14 protein-coding genes are annotated in these 15,880 nt (G+C 72.8%); 8 read left to right on the forward strand and 6 right to left on the reverse strand.

What is annotated here, in order from left to right; all coding sequences use genetic code 11:
• Nucleotides 1-51: 51 nt before the first annotated feature.
• From FKD65_RS00515 to FKD65_RS00535, 5 genes are all read left to right on the forward strand, one after another.
• On the forward strand, nucleotides 52-1,161 hold the full coding sequence (locus tag FKD65_RS00515; protein WP_240809912.1) for a Xaa-Pro peptidase family protein: 1,110 nt from the start codon (nucleotides 52-54) through the stop codon (nucleotides 1,159-1,161).
• Nucleotides 1,162-1,414: 253 nt separating this feature from the next.
• On the forward strand, nucleotides 1,415-2,644 hold the full coding sequence (locus FKD65_RS00520) for an ABC transporter ATP-binding protein (protein ID WP_141575129.1): 1,230 nt from the start codon (nucleotides 1,415-1,417) through the stop codon (nucleotides 2,642-2,644).
• The gene (locus FKD65_RS00525; RefSeq protein WP_141575131.1) at nucleotides 2,641-4,017 is read left to right on the forward strand and encodes an ABC transporter substrate-binding protein; all 1,377 of its coding nucleotides are present in this window, start codon (nucleotides 2,641-2,643) and stop codon (nucleotides 4,015-4,017) included. The genes FKD65_RS00520 and FKD65_RS00525 overlap by 4 nt, the downstream gene beginning before the upstream one ends.
• 24 nt (nucleotides 4,018-4,041) lie before the next feature.
• On the forward strand, nucleotides 4,042-5,427 hold the full coding sequence (locus tag FKD65_RS00530; RefSeq protein WP_141575133.1) for an ABC transporter permease subunit: 1,386 nt from the start codon (nucleotides 4,042-4,044) through the stop codon (nucleotides 5,425-5,427).
• Complete coding sequence (locus tag FKD65_RS00535) at nucleotides 5,424-6,362, forward strand: carbohydrate ABC transporter permease (RefSeq protein ID WP_141575135.1); 939 nt, start codon at nucleotides 5,424-5,426, stop codon at nucleotides 6,360-6,362. The genes FKD65_RS00530 and FKD65_RS00535 overlap by 4 nt, the downstream gene beginning before the upstream one ends.
• Before the next feature lie 84 nt (nucleotides 6,363-6,446).
• Here the strand turns inward: FKD65_RS00535 and FKD65_RS00540 are convergent, their stop codons facing one another.
• The gene (locus FKD65_RS00540; RefSeq protein ID WP_141575137.1) at nucleotides 6,447-7,688 is read right to left on the reverse strand and encodes an ABC transporter ATP-binding protein; all 1,242 of its coding nucleotides are present in this window, start codon (nucleotides 7,686-7,688) and stop codon (nucleotides 6,447-6,449) included.
• Nucleotides 7,689-7,832: 144 nt separating this feature from the next.
• On the opposite strand from FKD65_RS00540, the gene FKD65_RS00545 reads away from it, so the two are divergent.
• Together FKD65_RS00545 and FKD65_RS00550 are read left to right on the forward strand one after the other, a co-directional pair.
• Nucleotides 7,833-8,855, forward strand: coding sequence for a LacI family DNA-binding transcriptional regulator (locus FKD65_RS00545; RefSeq protein ID WP_141575139.1), 1,023 nt, complete (start codon nucleotides 7,833-7,835; stop codon nucleotides 8,853-8,855).
• A 105-nt stretch (nucleotides 8,856-8,960) separates the two neighbouring features.
• Nucleotides 8,961-9,401 (forward strand): Lrp/AsnC family transcriptional regulator, encoded by a 441-nt coding sequence (locus tag FKD65_RS00550; protein WP_141575141.1) that lies wholly within the window; start codon nucleotides 8,961-8,963, stop codon nucleotides 9,399-9,401.
• Nucleotides 9,402-9,441: 40 nt separating this feature from the next.
• On the opposite strand, the gene FKD65_RS00555 is transcribed toward FKD65_RS00550, so the two are convergent.
• The 3 genes from FKD65_RS00555 to FKD65_RS00565 form a co-directional block, all read right to left on the reverse strand.
• The gene (locus FKD65_RS00555) at nucleotides 9,442-10,359 is read right to left on the reverse strand and encodes a TIGR03619 family F420-dependent LLM class oxidoreductase (protein ID WP_141575143.1); all 918 of its coding nucleotides are present in this window, start codon (nucleotides 10,357-10,359) and stop codon (nucleotides 9,442-9,444) included.
• 85 nt (nucleotides 10,360-10,444) lie between these two features.
• Entirely contained in the window at nucleotides 10,445-10,984 is a 540-nt protein-coding gene (locus tag FKD65_RS00560; RefSeq protein ID WP_141575145.1) for a DUF1707 and FHA domain-containing protein, read from the reverse strand.
• 155 nt (nucleotides 10,985-11,139) lie between these two features.
• Complete coding sequence (locus tag FKD65_RS00565; protein ID WP_141575147.1) at nucleotides 11,140-12,357, reverse strand: acyl-CoA dehydrogenase family protein; 1,218 nt, start codon at nucleotides 12,355-12,357, stop codon at nucleotides 11,140-11,142.
• Nucleotides 12,358-12,562: 205 nt separating this feature from the next.
• On the opposite strand from FKD65_RS00565, the gene FKD65_RS00570 reads away from it, so the two are divergent.
• Nucleotides 12,563-13,561: an IS481 family transposase gene (locus FKD65_RS00570; RefSeq protein ID WP_141575150.1), complete on the forward strand. Its 999-nt coding sequence runs from the start codon at nucleotides 12,563-12,565 to the stop codon at nucleotides 13,559-13,561.
• Here FKD65_RS00570 and FKD65_RS00575 read toward each other — a convergent pair.
• Both FKD65_RS00575 and FKD65_RS00580 read right to left on the reverse strand, forming a co-directional pair.
• Nucleotides 13,558-14,625: a DUF3616 domain-containing protein gene (locus tag FKD65_RS00575; protein ID WP_141575152.1), complete on the reverse strand. Its 1,068-nt coding sequence runs from the start codon at nucleotides 14,623-14,625 to the stop codon at nucleotides 13,558-13,560. The two genes, FKD65_RS00570 and FKD65_RS00575, sit on opposite strands and share 4 nt — an antisense overlap.
• Nucleotides 14,626-14,688: 63 nt before the next feature.
• Nucleotides 14,689-15,867, reverse strand: a complete 1,179-nt coding sequence (locus FKD65_RS00580) for a cytochrome P450 (protein ID WP_141575154.1) — start codon at nucleotides 15,865-15,867, stop codon at nucleotides 14,689-14,691.
• Nucleotides 15,868-15,880: the final 13 nt, after the last annotated feature.

Here is a 15,880-nt window from a genome sequence, read left to right on the forward strand (position 1 = left end):
TGGGATCCTGGTGGCGGCCACTGGATGAGGACCGGAGATATGGAGACGGGTGTGACAACGGAGTTGTATCCGCGCGAGCGCGTCGGCCTGGTGCGCGAGGCGACGGAGAAGGCGGGCCTCGGGGCGGTGCTCCTGACGCCCGGCCCCGACCTGCGGTACGCGACGGGCTACGACGCGAAGCAGCTGGAGCGGCTCACCTGCCTGGTGGTCCCGGCGGTCGGCGAGCCGTTCCTGGTCGTCCCGAGGCTGGAGATGCCCGCCGCGCAGGAGTCGCCGGCGGGCTCCCTCGGCCTCGAGCTGGTGCCGTGGGACGAGACCGACGACCCCTACGCGCTCGTCGCCCGCCGCCTGCCGGGGGACGTGCGGAGCGTCGGCGTGGCCGACCGGATGTGGGCGGTGATGGCGCTGCGGTTCCGCGCCGCGCTGCCCGGCGCCGAGCAGGTCGCGGCGGGGGGCGTGCTGCGGGAGCTGCGGATGCGCAAGAGCGCCGCCGAGGTCGCGGCGCTGCGGGAGGCGGGGGAGGCGATCGACCGCGTGCACCGCCGGGTCCCCGGTCTGCTGAAGGCCGGCCGGACCGAGCGCGAGGTCGGCCGCGACATCGCCGACGCCATCATCGCCGAGGGCCACGCGCAGGTCGACTTCGTCATCGTCGGCTCGGGCCCGAACGGCGCGAACCCCCACGCCGAGCTGTCGGACCGGGTCATCCGGCCCGGCGAGCCCGTCGTGGTCGACATCGGCGGGACGATGCCGAGCGGCTACTGCTCGGACTCGACCCGCAACTACTGCGTGGGCGAGCCGCCCGCCGACTACCGCGCCTACTTCGCGGTGCTGGAGGAGGCGCAGCGCGCCTCGCGGGAGGCCGTGCGCCCGGGCGCGACGCCGGAGGCGGTCGACGCGGCGGGCCGCGAGATCATCGCCGCCGCCGGGCACGGCGAGCACTTCTTCCACCGCACCGGCCACGGCATCGGGCTGGAGTCGCACGAGGAGCCCTACATCGTCGCCGGCAACCGCGAGCCGCTGGAGCCGGGGATGGCGTTCTCGATCGAGCCGGGCATCTACCCCGGTCCGCACGGCGCCCGCATCGAGGACATCGTCGTGTGCACCGAGGACGGCCACGAGCCGATGAACACCACCGAGCGCGGGCTGGTGATCGTGGACTGACGCCGGCCGGCGCCCGCCGGGGCGCCCGGACGACCGTGGGCATGGACGGTTTTGCGTCCATGCCCACGATTCGTTTTCGGTTGGCGGAAATTGAGGCGGAAACGACCCGGTAACGATCTCTGTACCAAATGCCCCGGACCGCATGCCGCCGGTTGCGATCCGGGGGCCCGGCCCTGTACCTCCTTGTTGCACTGTTACGCGGGAGTAAGCGAATTTTCCCCGCATCAACGTGCCGTGACGAAGAGGAGACGCCGTGGCAGAGGTCGACCTGACCAGCGTCGGGAAGGTCTATCCCGACGGCACGCGGGCCGTGACCGACCTGAACCTCCACATCGAGGACGGGGAGTTCCTCGTCCTGGTGGGCCCGTCGGGCTGCGGCAAGACGACCGCGCTGCGGATGGTCGCCGGTCTGGAGGAGATCTCCGAGGGCGAGGTCACGATCGGCGGCCGGGTCGTCAACCGGGTGCCGTCCCGGGACCGCGACGTCGCGATGGTGTTCCAGAGCTACGCCCTCTACCCGCACCTGTCGGTGCGCGACAACATCGGCTTCGGGCTGTCGCTGCGCAAGCTGCCGAAGGCCGAGATCCGCGAGAAGGTCGACAAGGCCGCGCAGACCCTCGGCCTGACCGACTACCTGGACAAGAAGCCACGCAACCTGTCGGGCGGGCAGCGGCAGCGCGTCGCGATGGGCCGCGCCATCGTCCGCGAGCCGCAGGCGTTCCTGATGGACGAGCCGCTGTCCAACCTCGACGCCAAGCTGCGCGTCCAGATGCGCGCCGAGATCGCGCGCATCCAGCGCGACCTGGGCGTCACCACCATCTACGTCACCCACGACCAGACCGAGGCGATGACGCTCGGCGACCGCGTCGCGGTGATGAAGAAGGGGCGCCTGCAGCAGGTCGCCGCGCCGCAGGAGCTCTACGACCGGCCGGCGAACCTGTTCGTCGCCGGATTCATCGGCTCACCGGCCATGAACCTGATCCAGGGCACGCTGTCCGGCGACGCGGCGAACCCGCGCCTGGAGATCGGCGGCCAGACCCTGACGCTCCCGGCCGAGGTGCTGACCGAGCGCCCCGCCCTGGCGTCCTACCTCGGGCGCGACGTCGTCGTCGGCATCCGCCCCGAGGACATGGAGGACTCCGAGCTCGTGGAGGCGCCCGAGGGGTCCGGGCTGGCCTCCACCGCCGACCTCGTGGAGGCGATGGGCTCGGACGTGCTGGTGCACTTCGCGATCGAGGCGTCCCAGGTCGTCACCGAGGACACCAAGGAGCTCGCGCGCGACGCGGGGACCGACGTGCTGGGGGAGCTGGAGAGGCCCCACACGGACCTGGTCGCGCGGTTCAGCCCGCGCACCCGCGTGAAGGTGGGCGACCCGGTGACGATCCGCGTCGACACCGGCCGCCTGCACTTCTTCGATATCGAGTCCGGCGCGTCGATCTGGGGACCAGGCGACGCCGCTCCGGCCAGGGAGGATGAAGAATGAGGGTCAGCTTTTCAGGTGGGGGGACCGCCCCCCGCGCCGCCCGTCCCGGCTCCGCCGGCCTCGGCAGGCGCGTGACGGGGGCCGCCGTGGCGGCGGGCCTGCTCCTGTCGGCCGCCGCCGCGTGCGGCGGCGACGACAAGGGCGACGACTCGGCGCCGGCCGGCGGGGGTGAGCTCAAGGGCACCACCATCGAGGTCGCGGCCAAGTGGACCGGTCCGGAGGAGACGAACTTCCGCAAGGTCCTGCAGGCGTTCGAGAAGAAGACCGGGGCGAAGGTCAACTACGCCTCCACCGGTGAGAACACCGACGCCTACCTCGGCCCGCGCATCGAGGCCAAGAACCCGCCGGACGTGGCGATCCTGCCGCAGCCGGGCCTGATGCAGCAGTACGCCGGCAAGGGCGCGCTGAAGCCGCTCGGCGACGACGTGGTGGCGCAGGTCGGCCAGAACTTCGCGCCGTACTGGAAGGAGCTCGGCTCCTCCGACGGCAAGACCTACGGCGTGATCGTCAAGGCCGCCTACAAGTCGATCCTGTGGTACCGGCCGGAGGCGCTCGACGAGGCCGGCGTCCAGCCGCCCGCGGCGTGGGCCGACCTGACCAAGGCGGCGGGCACGCTGCAGGACGCGGGCACCACCCCGTTCACGCTCGCCGCGGGGCCGCAGGACTCCTGGACGCTGACCGACTGGTTCGAGAACGTCTACCTGTCGCAGGCCGGGCCGGAGAACTACGACAAGCTCGCCAAGCACGAGATCAAGTGGACCGACCCGAGCGTCGCCAAGGCGCTGCAGGCGCTCGCCGAGATCTGGGGCAAGCCCGACTACCTCAACGGCGGCGTCGCGACCGCGACCAAGACCAAGTTCGACGAGTCGGTCACCCAGGTGTTCGGCCAGCAGAAGGCCGCCATGGTCTACGGCGGCGACTTCGCCGCCGCCAACATCGCCACCACCAAGGCCAAGGTCGGCACGGACGCCAAGGTGTTCGCCTTCCCGAAGGCCGGCGACACGGCCCCGGCGATCCTCGGCGGCGACGTCGCGGTCGCGCTGAAGGACGGCAAGGGCGCGCAGGAGCTCATGAAGTACCTCGCCTCGCCCGAGGCGGGCACGGTGTGGGCCGGGCTCGGCGGCTACCTGACGCCGAACAAGAACGTCAAGCCCGACGCCTACTCCGACCCGATCGCCAAGCAGCTGATCACCCAGCTCCAGCAGGCCGGCGACGCCGCCCGCTACGACATGTCCGACCTGGCCCCCGCCGCGTTCGGCGCGACGCCCGGCAAGGGCGAGTGGGAGGCGCTGCGCCAGTTCGTGCAGAACCCGACCGACGTCAAGGGCACGCAGGCCAAGCTGGAGGCCGAGGCGGCCAAGGCGTACAAGTAGGGCCCACAAGTAGGGAACCCCTGAATGAAGGCTCCGAATGAGGAGGTGCCGCCGGCCGCGACGGCCGGCGGCGCCGCCGCCGTGAACGCGCCGTCCGCCCGCCCGGGCGCCCGCGGGGCGCGCGAGCGGCTGAACCCGCCCTCGTGGCTGGCGCTGATGTTCCTGCTGCCGGCGCTGCTGCTGCTCGGCTTCCTGGTCGTCTACCCCATCGTCTACTCGGTGATCCGCAGCTTCTTCGACGCCTCGGGCGACTCGTTCGCCGGCGTCGACAACTACACCGGGATCTTCAAGGGGCACGACAACCTCGTGGCGGTGCGCAACACCGCGATCTGGGTCGTCGTGGCGCCGACCGTGGTGACCATCATCGGCCTGGTCTTCGCCGTGCTCACCGAGCGCATCCGGTGGGCGACGGTGTTCAAGCTCGTGGTGTTCATGCCGATGGCGATCTCGTTCCTCGCCTCCGGCGTGATCTTCCGGCTGGTGTACCAGCAGGACCCGGACAAGGGCGTGGCGAACGCGGCGATGGTCGCGGTCCACGACATGTTCCGGCAGGACACCACCTACCCCGGCGCGGGGCCCCGCAGCGGCGGGAGCGCTCCGGTGCGCCTGGACGGCGGCGCCGTGGTCACCTCGGCGCCGGTCTCGGCGGGGCAGAGCGCGCTCGTCCCGCTGCTGAAGGTCAAGCCGGAGTACCTGCCGAAGGACGCCAAGCCGGCCGCGCAGCCCCCGGCGGCCAAGGCCGGGCAGGTGACCGGCACGGTCTGGTTCGACTTCACCCGGGGCGGCGGCGGGCAGCAGAACGCCCCGAACTCCGGCGAGTCGGGCCTGCCGGGCATCCGGGTCGAGGCGGTCCGGGGCGGCAAGGTCGTCGCGAAGGCCACCACGGAGGCCGACGGCACCTTCACCATGAGGAAGGTGCCGGCCGGGTCGTACACGATCCGGCTGCCCAAGGACAACTTCACCACCGCCTACCAGGGCGCCGAGTGGCTCGGCGACACCCTCATCACCCCGGCGATCATCGGGTCGTACCTGTGGGTGTGGTCGGGCTTCGCGATGGTGCTGATCGCCGCGGGGCTCGCCGCCATCCCGCGCGACGCGCTGGAGGCGGCGCGGGTGGACGGCGCCACCGAGTGGCAGGTGTTCCGGCGGGTGACGATCCCGCTGCTCGCGCCCGTCCTGATGGTGGTGCTGGTGACGCTGGTCATCAACGTCCTGAAGGTCTTCGACCTCGTCTACATCATCGGCGGCGGCGATCCGAACGCCAGCGTGCTGGCGCTGCAGATGTGGACGGAGTCGTTCGGCGGCGGCAACGACCAGGGCTCCGGCAGCGCCATCGCCGTGCTGCTGTTCGTGCTCGTGCTGCCCGCCATGCTGTTCAACATCCGGCGAATGCGGCAGGAGCGCAAATGAGCACCGCGGAGAAGGCCGCCCCGGCGCCCTCCGGGGCCGGTGACACCGGCACGGCGGGAGCGCCGCGCCGCGGCGTGGCCGCCCGGATCATCGGGAAGGTCGGCGGGGGCGCGGCGCAGGCACTGCTGGTCCTCATCGCGGTGTTCTGGCTGGTGCCGACCCTCGGCCTGCTGGTCGCGTCGCTGCGCTCCAACGAGGACAACAGCGCCGACGGCTGGTGGAACATCTTCGCCAAGCCGGCGCAGCTCACGACGGAGTCCTACAGCGCGCTGCTGGACAAGGGCGACTTCGTCGACTCGTTCTGGAACACGGTGCTGATCACGGTCCCGGCGACGCTGCTGGTGGTCGCGATCGCCTCGCTGGCCGCCTACGCGTTCGCCTGGATGGAGTTCCCGGGGCGGGACTGGCTGTTCCTGATCGTCGTGGCGCTGCTGGTGGTGCCGGTCCAGGTCGCGCTGATCCCGGTCGCCAAGCTCTACGGGAAGATCGAGTTCGGCGGCTTCCAGATGTTCGGCTCGGTCACCGGCGTGGTGCTGTTCCACGTCGCGTTCGGCCTGCCGTTCGCCATCTTCCTGCTCCGCAACTTCTTCGCGGCGATCCCCCGGGACCTGCTCGAGGCGGCGCGGATGGACGGCGGCTCGGAATGGACCATCTTCCGCCGGGTGATCTTCCCGCTGGGCGGGCCGGCGATCGCCTCGCTCGGCATCTTCCAGTTCCTGTGGGTGTGGAACGACCTCCTGGTCGCGCTGGTGTTCGCCAACACCGAGTCGCAGCCGATGACCAAGTGGCTGCAGTCGCAGCGCATGCGGCAGTTCACCGGCAACATCGACATCCTCGCGCCCGGCGCGTTCCTGTCGCTGGTCGTCCCGCTGGCGGTGTTCTTCGCCTTCCAGCGCTACTTCGTCCAGGGGGTCCTCGCCGGCTCGGTGAAGTGACCACCGGGAGCGGCGCCCGACGCGAGACGGTGCCCACGGCCTGAGGAAGGCCGTGGGCACCGCCGCGTTCCGGGGGATCTGCCCTTACTTGCGCAGGTCCGGGGCGCCGTGCGGTTCGGGGGCGTCGGAGTGCCCGATGGCCAGGCCGCTCGACGGGTCGAAGAAGTGCAGGCGGCGCGTGTCGACGGCGAGCTCCACGTCCTGCCCCGGCCGCACGTGCGAGCGGGAGTTGACGCGGGCCGTCCACAGCGCCTTGTTCTCGATCAGCGGGATCGCCATGTCGCCCTCGCCCTCGGCGGCGTCCTCGGCGAGGTCGGCGGTGTCCTTGTGCTCGACCGGCGGCGCGTCGATCGTGAAGATCACGTTGATCTCGCTGCCGAGCTCCTCGGTGACGCTGCTGCGCACCGCCATCGGCGCCCAGTCGGGCTGGGCGTGCGCGGCGTCCTCGAAGTCCGACGGGCGGACGCCGAGGACGACCTTGCGGCCGAGGTAGTCGCGCAGGCCCGGCCTGCCGTCCACGACGGCGGCCGGCACCGGCAGCGTGTAGCCGGCGAAGGAGACGCGCGCACCGCCGTCGCCGGTCTCGAGGTCGGCGAGCACGAAGTTCATCGCCGGCGACCCGATGAACCCGGCCACGAACAGGTTGACGGGGTTGTCGAACAACCGCTGCGGGGTGTCGACCTGCTGCAGCTTGCCCTCCCGGAGCACGCACACCCGCGACCCGAGCGTCATCGCCTCGACCTGGTCGTGGGTGACGTAGACGGTGGTGACGCCGAGCCGCTCGTGCAGCTGGCTGAGGGAGGCGCGCATGGACACGCGGAGCTTGGCGTCGAGGTTGGACAGCGGCTCGTCCATGAGGAACGCCTGCGGCTGGCGGACGATGGCGCGGCCCATGGCGACGCGCTGGCGCTGGCCGCCCGACAGCGCGGCGGGCTTGCGGGACAGGTACTGCTCCAGCCCGAGCATCTTGGCGGCGTCGCGGACCTTCTGCTTGATCTCGGCCTTCGGCGTGCCGCGCAGCTTGAGGCCGAACGCGAGGTTCTGCTCCACCGTCATGTGAGGGTAGAGGGCGTAGTTCTGGAAGACCATCGCGATGTCGCGGTCCTTCGGCGCGAGGTCGTTGACGACCTGGTCGCCGATGGAGATCTTCCCGCCGCTGATCTCCTCCAGTCCGGCGATCATCCGCAGCGCGGTGGACTTGCCGCAGCCGGACGGGCCGACCAGCACCATGAACTCCCCGTCGCGGATCTCCAGGTCGAGCCCGTCGACGGCCTTGACGCCGCCGCCGTACACCTTGTCCACCCGGTCAAGCACGATCTTGGCCATCCGTACCCCTTGGAAACGTTTCCGCCGGTCCCCTGCCGAACAGGGGATATGTCGTATTGGGTGGAGTAAACATCATGGAATCGTTTCCAGGGGAGACTCATCGTGAGAAGATGATCGAAACGGGCGGCAGGGGACGGTGCGCGGATGGCGGAGCGGCGGTCGGCGACGATCAAGGACGTGGCCGCGGCGGCCGGCGTCGGCATCGCCACGGTGTCGCGGGTGTTCTCCGGGACGGGCTCGGCGAGCGCCGCGACCCGCGAGCGGGTGCTGGCCGCGGCCCGCGAGCTGGACTACCGGCCGAGCGCCCTCGGCCGGGGCCTGAAGCTGCGCCGCAGCGGCGGCATCGGCCTGGTCGTCCCGGACGTCACCGACCCGTTCTGCGCCGAGCTCGTCGCGGGCGTGCTGGCCTGCGCGCGCACGCTCGGCGAGCACGTCATCGTGGACGCCGCGCACGGCGATCCGGCCCGCGAGGCCGAGATCGTCGACCGGCTCGTCGAGCAGCGGGTCGACGGGATCATCGCGCTGCCCGCCGGAGACGAGGCCGACTGGCGCGCGGCGGCACGGGTGTGCTCCAGCGTCGTGTTCGCCGACCGCGTGCTGCCGGGGCTGCCGGAGGTCCCGTCCGTCCTCGCCGACGACGCGGGGGGCGTCCGGTCCCTCGCCGAGTACCTCGTCGGGCTCGGGCACCGCCGCATCGGGTTCCTCGGCGGCGCGCCGGGCCGGCCCTCGGGGGTGCGCGAGCGCGCGTTCCGCGACACCCTGGCCCAGCTGGGCGTGCCCGTCGAGGAGGACCTGATCGTGGCGGCCCGCCCCGCCCGCGACGCCGCCTACGCCGCCGCCGCCGGGCTGCTCCAGCGCCGCGCCGACGTCACGGCGGTCCTCGCCGCGGGCCACCTGCTCGGCGAGGCCGCCGTCCTGGTCGCCCGCGAGCTGGACCTGCGGGTGCCTACCGACGTGTCCATCGCGATGGTGGACGACGTCGCGTGGGCGGAGCTGTGCGACCCGCCGCTCACCGCCGTGGCCAGGCCCGGCCACGACATCGGCTACCGCGCCTGCGAGCTGCTGCTGCGCGAGCCCGCCCGGCGCGGCAGGGGAGGCCCCGTCCTGCTGCCGACGGAGCTGGTGGTGCGCGGCAGCTGCGGCCCGCTGCGCCACGTGCGCCGCTGACGGGGGCCGGCGCGGGGCCGGCGCGGGCCCCCGGCCCTCGCGGCGCCGCCGATCCGTGATCGCATGCGGGCCCGCGCACCGGCTCCGGCGCGCTAGATTTCCCGCGTGGAGGAGATCGATCGTCAGATCATGGCGCTGCTGGCCGACGACGGGCGGATGAGTTTCACCGACCTGGCCAAGGAGACGGGGCTGTCGGTGTCGGCGGTGCACCAGCGGGTCCGGCGGCTGCAGAAGCGCGGTGTCATCAAGGGCTTCGCCGCGCAGCTCGACACCCGGGAGATCGGCCTGCCGCTGACCGCGTTCGTGTCGATCAAACCGATCGACCCGGCCGCGCCCGACGACGCCCCCGAGCGGCTGGCGCACCTCCAGGCGATCGAGGCGTGCCACTCGGTGGCGGGGGACGAGAGCTACATCCTCAAGGTCCGGGTCGCCTCCCCGAACGAGCTGGAGGACCTGCTGCAGAAGATCCGCGCCGCCGCGAACGTCGCGACGCGCACCACCGTCGTCCTCAGCACCCCCTGGGAGGCGCGGCGCCCGCCCCTGTAGTCAGGGGCTCCGGGTCAGTCAGGGGCACCGGGCGCTGGTGTCAGGCTCCGGGTGCGAACGCCTCCAGGGCCTCCTGGGCGCGCTCCAGCGACGCCTCCGGGTCGGCGTCCGGCCCGGTGATCCCGGGATCGAAGTTCAGGTCGACGAACAGCTCGGTGACGCCCTGCCGGGCGAGCGCGCCGAAGTCGCCCCGGATCTCCTCCGGCGAGCCGGTGAGCAGGCGCCGCTCCTCCCGGCCCGCGGGCCGGACGCGGACCGCGCCCCGGCACACGAACCGCAGGGCGGACGCGTCCCGCCCGGCCTCCTCGGCCGCCTCCCGGACGACGTCGATGGAGCGCCCGATCGCGGCGAGGTCGGCGCGGCTGGAGCTGACCCAGCCCTCCGCCAGCCGTCCGGCGCGCCGCAGCGCGGCGTCGGCCGCGCCGCCGAGCAGGATCGGCGGCCCGGACGGCTGGAGCGGGCGCGGGTCCATGGTCACCGGCGGGATGTCGTAGAACTCGCCGTGGAACCGCGTCGCCTCCCCGGGCCCGCCCGCCCACAGGGCGCGCAGCGCGGCGATGAACTCCTCCGCGCGGGCGCCGCGCCGCTCCATCGGGGCGCCGACCGCGGCGAACTCCTCGCGCATCCAGCCGATCCCGAGGCCGAGGTCCAGGCGCCCGCCGCTCACGTGGTCGAGGGTGGCGGCCTGCTTGGCGAGGATCGGGGGCGCGTAGAACGGCAGGTTCACCACCGCGACGCCGAGCCTTGCGCGGGCGGTGTGGGCGGCGAGGTAGGCCAGGGTGATCAGGGGATCGGGGACGTTGCGGTAGGTGAGGTCCTGCGACCCGGCGGGGTTGAGCACCCGCTGCAGCGTCCAGAGCGAGCGGTAGCCGAGCTCCTCGGCCCGCCGAGCCACCTCCACCTGGTTGCGCGGGGTCGCCCATGCTCCCGACCCCGGCACCGCGAACCCGATCTCCACTGCGTCCCCCTACCTGCTCCGGCGTGACCTTACAACGTCAAGGGCGGCGCCGGGACGCACCGGCCGAGTCCTGAGACGAGCTCGGTCAGGGGGCGGTGGCGATGAAGGCGGAGTTGCCGAAGCCGATCTCGTCGCCGGGCCGGACGCGGGTCGGGCCGGTCAGCCGGTACCCGTTCACCCGGGTGCCGTTCATGGAGCCGAGGTCGGAGACGATCCAGCCCTCGTCCGCGCGCTGGATCTCGGCGTGGAACCGGGAGACGGTGAGGTCGGTGAGGATGAACTGGCAGGCGGGCGCGCGGCCGACGACGATGCGGCCGAGGTCCGGCGGGGGGAGCATGAAGCGCGGCAGTCGCGGCGCCCGCCACGCCGCCTCGATCCGCGCGGTCGCCTGCGACACCGAGGAGACCAGGCCGGTCAGCCGGTTCACGACGCGGTTGGAGGTCGGCAGGTCGTGCACGATGTCGGCCAGCTCGGCCCGGCTGCGCGCCCGCAGCACCTGGTCGACGCGGCGCTCGAACGTCTCGTCCGACATCCGGCCCTCGGCCACGCGTTCGCTGAGGACGCGCAGTGCCCGGTCCCGCTCCGTGTCGGACGCTCTCACCGGGAATGAGGGCTGACCGTCCATAGCTGTGAGTATCCAGTCCCCATCGTCGGCTGTCCAGAAAGGCCCGTTCGGGCCGAGGAGGGGCGACCGGAGTCATCCGTCCTCTCCCTTTCCGACGCCGTCCCGCCCCCGGAAGTTCGCGGGCGGGACGGCGGCGTCCGGACGCCGCGGGGGGCTCAGCGCGACAGCAGGTCGCGGGCGATGTGGGTGACCTGGATCTCGTCGGTGCCGGCGTAGATCTGGAACGACTTGGCGTCGCGGGCGAGCTGCTCCACGCGGTACTCGCTCATGTAGCCGTTGCCGCCGAACAGCTGCACGGCCTCCTGCGCGACCTCGCTGGCGGCCTGCGCGGCGTACAGCTTCATCGCCGACGCCTCGGCGAGGGTGGGGGTGCGCCCGGCGCGCTGCATCTCGATGTGCCGGAACACGAGGTTCTGCACGTTGAGGCGGGCGACCTCCATCTTCGCCAGCTTCAGCTGGATCAGCTGGAAGTCGCCGATGCGCTGCCCCCACAGCTCGCGGGTCTTGGCGTACTCGACCGACAGCTTCAGGCACTCCTCGATGACGCCGAGGGCCATCGCGGCGACGCCGGCGCGCTCGGTGACGAAGTTCTGGCGCGCCGACTCCTTGCCGCCCTGCGAGCCGGAGGACAGGAGCCGGTCGGCGCCCGCGCGCACGTCGTTCAGGAACAGCTCACCGGTGGGGGAGGAGTGCAGCCCCATCTTGCGCAGCGGCCTGCTCTGCTCCAGGCCCGGCATGCCCCGGTCGAGGACGAAGGTGAGGATCTCCCGGTCCCTGGGGTCCTCCCCCTGGTCGAGCTTGCAGTAGAAGACGATCGTGTCGGCGAAGGGGCCGTTGGTGATGAACGTCTTGCTGCCGTTGAGGACGTACTCGTCGCCGTCCCTCCTCGCGGTGGCCTGCATCCCGCCGAACGCGTCCGACCCGGAGTTCGCCTCGGTGATGGCCCAGGCGCCGACCTTCTCCATGGTGAGCAGCGGGAGGGCCCAGCGCTCCTTCTGCTCGGGCGTGCCGCGCTTCATGATCGTCCCGGCGGCGAGGCCGAGCCCGACGCCCATCGCCGAGACCAGGCCGGGCGCGACCTTGCACAGCTCGATGACGGGCAGCATCGACATCGCGGCGTTGCCGCCGCCGGCCCGGTCGCCCTCGGCGGCGCCCTCGCCGCCGGAGCCGCCCTCGCGCTCCTTGGCCAGCCGGGCGTGGAAGGACGAGCGGGCCATCTCGTCCATCCCGAACGTCTTGTAGAGGCCGCGGAGCAGGTCGTAGGGCGGCAGCTCGCCCGACTCCAGCGCGTCCAGGTTCGGGCGGACCTCCGCGTCGATCCAGCCGCGCACCGCGTCCCGGATCATCAAGTCTTCCTCGGACCACTCGATCATGCTCTGCCCGCCCTCTCGACGCCTGCCGGGTTCCCGGGACCCATCCAAGCAGAGTCTGAAAGTGAGCGCTTATCGAGGGGGTGCTAGCTGTACTGCCCACGGAGGTTGGGAACACGGCGGCGCGGTTGGATGATCTTGATATGAGGGAGGGCCTCCGGGTTCGGTGTGGATTGCGACATCTGCACCGGCACCACAGGAGGCCCTCATGCCCCACCGTAATGCCCCGCTGACCGAGACCGGACGCCTGCGCCTGGCCCGCTGCGTGGTCGATGGCCGCTGGCCGCTGCGGCGGGCCGCCGAACGGTTCCAGGTCTCGGTCGGCACCGCCCGGAGATGGGCCGCGCGGTATCGGGAGCTGGGCGAGGCCGGGATGGCCGACCGGTCCTCGCGCCCGCACCGCAGTCCGCGCCGTACCCCCACCCGGACCGAGCGGCGGATCATCAAGGTGCGGGTACTGCGCCGGTGGGGACCGGCCCGCATCGCCTACCTGCTCGGCCTCAACCCCGCCACCGTCCACCGTGTCCTGACCCGCTACGGCCTGCCCCACCTACGGCACCTGGACCGCGCCACCGGCCGCACCGTCCGCCGCTACGAGCATCCCGCGCCCGGCGACCTGGTCCACGTCGACATCAAGAAACTCGGCAACATCCCCGACGGCGGCGGCCACCGCGTGCACGGCCGCGCCACCGGCGGCCGCAACTCCTCGGCCCACCGCGACCCCCACCGGTCCCGCACCGTGCACGGCCGCCCCAACCTGGGCTACGGCTACCTGCACAACGCCGTAGACGACCACTCCCGCCTGGCCTACACCGAGATCCTGCCCGACGAGACCAAAGAGACCGCCGCCGCGTTCTGGCAGCGGGCCCAGGCATTCTTCACCGACGCCGGCATCACGGTGCAGCGCGTGCTGACCGACAACGGCTCGTGCTACCGCTCACGGCTATGGCACGACACCCTCACCGCCGCCGGCATCGCCCACAAACGCACCCGCCCCTACCGGCCCCAGACCAACGGCAAGGTCGAACGGTTCAACCGCACCCTTCTCGACGAATGGGCCTACAACCAGCCCTACCCCTCAGAGACCCAACGCCGCCAGGCACTCCCGCACTGGCTGCACACCTACAATCACCACCGCGGACACACCGCACTCGGCGGCCACCCACCCGCCAGCCGCGTCCCCAACCTCACGGGACAGAACAGCTAGCCGAGGTGGACGACGTCGGCGAGGACGCCCCCGCCGGGCGTGAGCCGGTCCGGGGCGGGGCTGTCGTAGACGACCAGGAGCCGGGTGCCCGGCTCGTCCAGCATGGCGATGCCCTCGGCGTGGTCGTCGCCGTCGCCGTGGGGGAGTTCGCCCAGCACCTCCAGTTCGTCCGCCGTGACGATCTCGCCGGCGTCGGCGCGGGCCGCGCCCGGCCAGCGCACGAGCCGCACGGGGCCGTCCAGGTCCATGCTCGGCCCGGTGAGGACGAGCAGGTCGTCGCCGTGCGGGCACAGGTCGCGCACGCCGAGGCCGCCGAGGTCCAGGAAGTGGGTGCGGTAGGTCTGGCCGTCGTCGCAGACGGGCAGCGCCCGCAGGCGGCGCGGGTCCCTCGGGTGCGGTGCCGGGCGGATCTCCACCAGCACCGCCCAGCCGCGCAGCACCGGCCCGCGCAGCCCGATGTAGAGGCGGTCGCCGTGGACGGCGACCCCCTCGATGTCCAGGCCGTTGTCCTTGCTCGGGATGGGCAGGAACGGGGCGAGGTGCGGGTCGTCGGCCAGCAGGTCGGCGATGGAGTCCTTGTCCAGGCCGAGGACGGCCGCGGTGCGGTCGCCGTCGTCGCGGACGGCGCGGGGCAGCCCGTCCTCGCCGGTGACCAGGGGGATGCGGGCGAGGATGTACCGGTTGTCCTCCCGCACGACGGCGGCGAGGCGCTTGCGCGCCTTGGCGTCGCCGTTCCCCGGCTTGATCTTCTTGCGCTTGAGGCTGTGCGAGCCGATCGCCCACAGCCACCCGTCGGCCCGGGCGAGGCCCTCGATGTCGGCCTCCTCGTCGGGCCCGGCCGGCAGCGGGACGAGGTCGGCGAGCGCGACCGTGACCTGGCCGCCGTAGCCGGTGACGCGCCCCTCGTCGTCGGTGACGGCGGTCAGCCGCTCGATGGTGGCGGTCTCGTCGCCCGCCACCCACAGGCAGCGGCCGTCCTGGCGGACGGCGGACAGGTTGGTGTGCGTCTCGGCCTCACGGCTCTCCTGGCCGAAGCGCAGCTCGACCCGGCGTTCCACGATCATTGGGGAATGCTCCCACAGCGCCGGGACCCGCGGCGACGTGGGGGAACGGTCCGGAACCGGCCCTCAGGCCCGCCAGAGGACGTCCAGGCGCGGCGGCTTGCGGAAGACCAGCCCGCGCGGCCGTGCGGGCCGGGCGGGATCGAGGCGCAGCCCCGGCAGGCGGTCCAGCAGCGCGGTGAGCGCGGTGCGGGCCTCGAGCCGGGCCAGGTGCGCGCCGAAGCAGAAGTGCGGCCCGTGCGCGAACGCCAGGTGGTCGGCGGCGTTGCGGCGCCGCACGTCGAAGCGGTCCGGGTCGGGGAACACCGAGGGGTCGCGTCCCGCTCCGGCGATCGACACCCGGACCAGGTCGCCCGCCCGGACGTCCGCCCCGCCGAGCCGGGCGTCGCGGGTGGCGTACCGGTCGACGACCGAGGCCGCGGGCTCCAGCCGCAGTGACTCCTCGATCGCGGCGGGCAGCAGGGCCGGGTCGTCCCGGACGAGCCGGAGCTGGTGCGGGTGCCCGAGCAGGTGCAGCACCGCGTTGGCGATCATGCCTTCGGTGGTGTCGATGCCGCCGAACATCAGGATCGCGGCGTCGGCCACGACCTCGGGGCCGCGCAGGCCGCCGCCGGCGGCCTCGGCCAGCAGCGATCCGGGGCGGGCCGCGTCGACCGCCTCCTGGACCGCCGCGCTCAGCAGCCGGTACGCCTCATCCGCGCGCTCGGGCGGCGCGCCGCCCGCGGTGATGGCCGACACGGCCTCGACGAACGCGCCGTACCAGGAGCGGACGGTTCCGGCGTCCACTCCGGAGAGCCCGAGGGCCTCGGTGACGACCGCCACGGCGAGCGGCCCGGCCAGCTCGCCGCGCAGCTCGGCGCGGCCCGCCGGCGCCAGCGCGCCGACGAGCCGGCCGGTCTCGGCCTCCACGAAGGCGGTGAACCGCTCGCGGGTCGGCGCCGGGCGGAACGGCCGCGCGAACGCGTCGCGGTGCCGGGTGTGGGCGGCGCCGTCCAGCGACAGCATGCTCGGCCCGACGACCTGGGCGGTGGAGAAGCGCGGGTCGTCCACGGTGAACGCGGCCGCGTCGCGCATGACCTCCAGCGCCGGGCCGCGGGCGGTCACCAGCCAGCCGCCCAGCGCGGGCAGCCAGGAGACCGGCTCGCGCTCGCGCAGCCGGGCCAGGTGCGGGTGCGGGTCGTCCTCCAGGTCGGCGGCCGTCACCGACGCGCCGAGCGGGAAGCGGGAGGCCGGGTCGGAGGTCACCCGCCCCAGCCTA

Source organism: Actinomadura sp. WMMA1423 (genome assembly GCF_006547145.1).
In the GTDB taxonomy this organism is placed as follows: Bacteria; Actinomycetota; Actinomycetes; order Streptosporangiales; family Streptosporangiaceae; genus Spirillospora.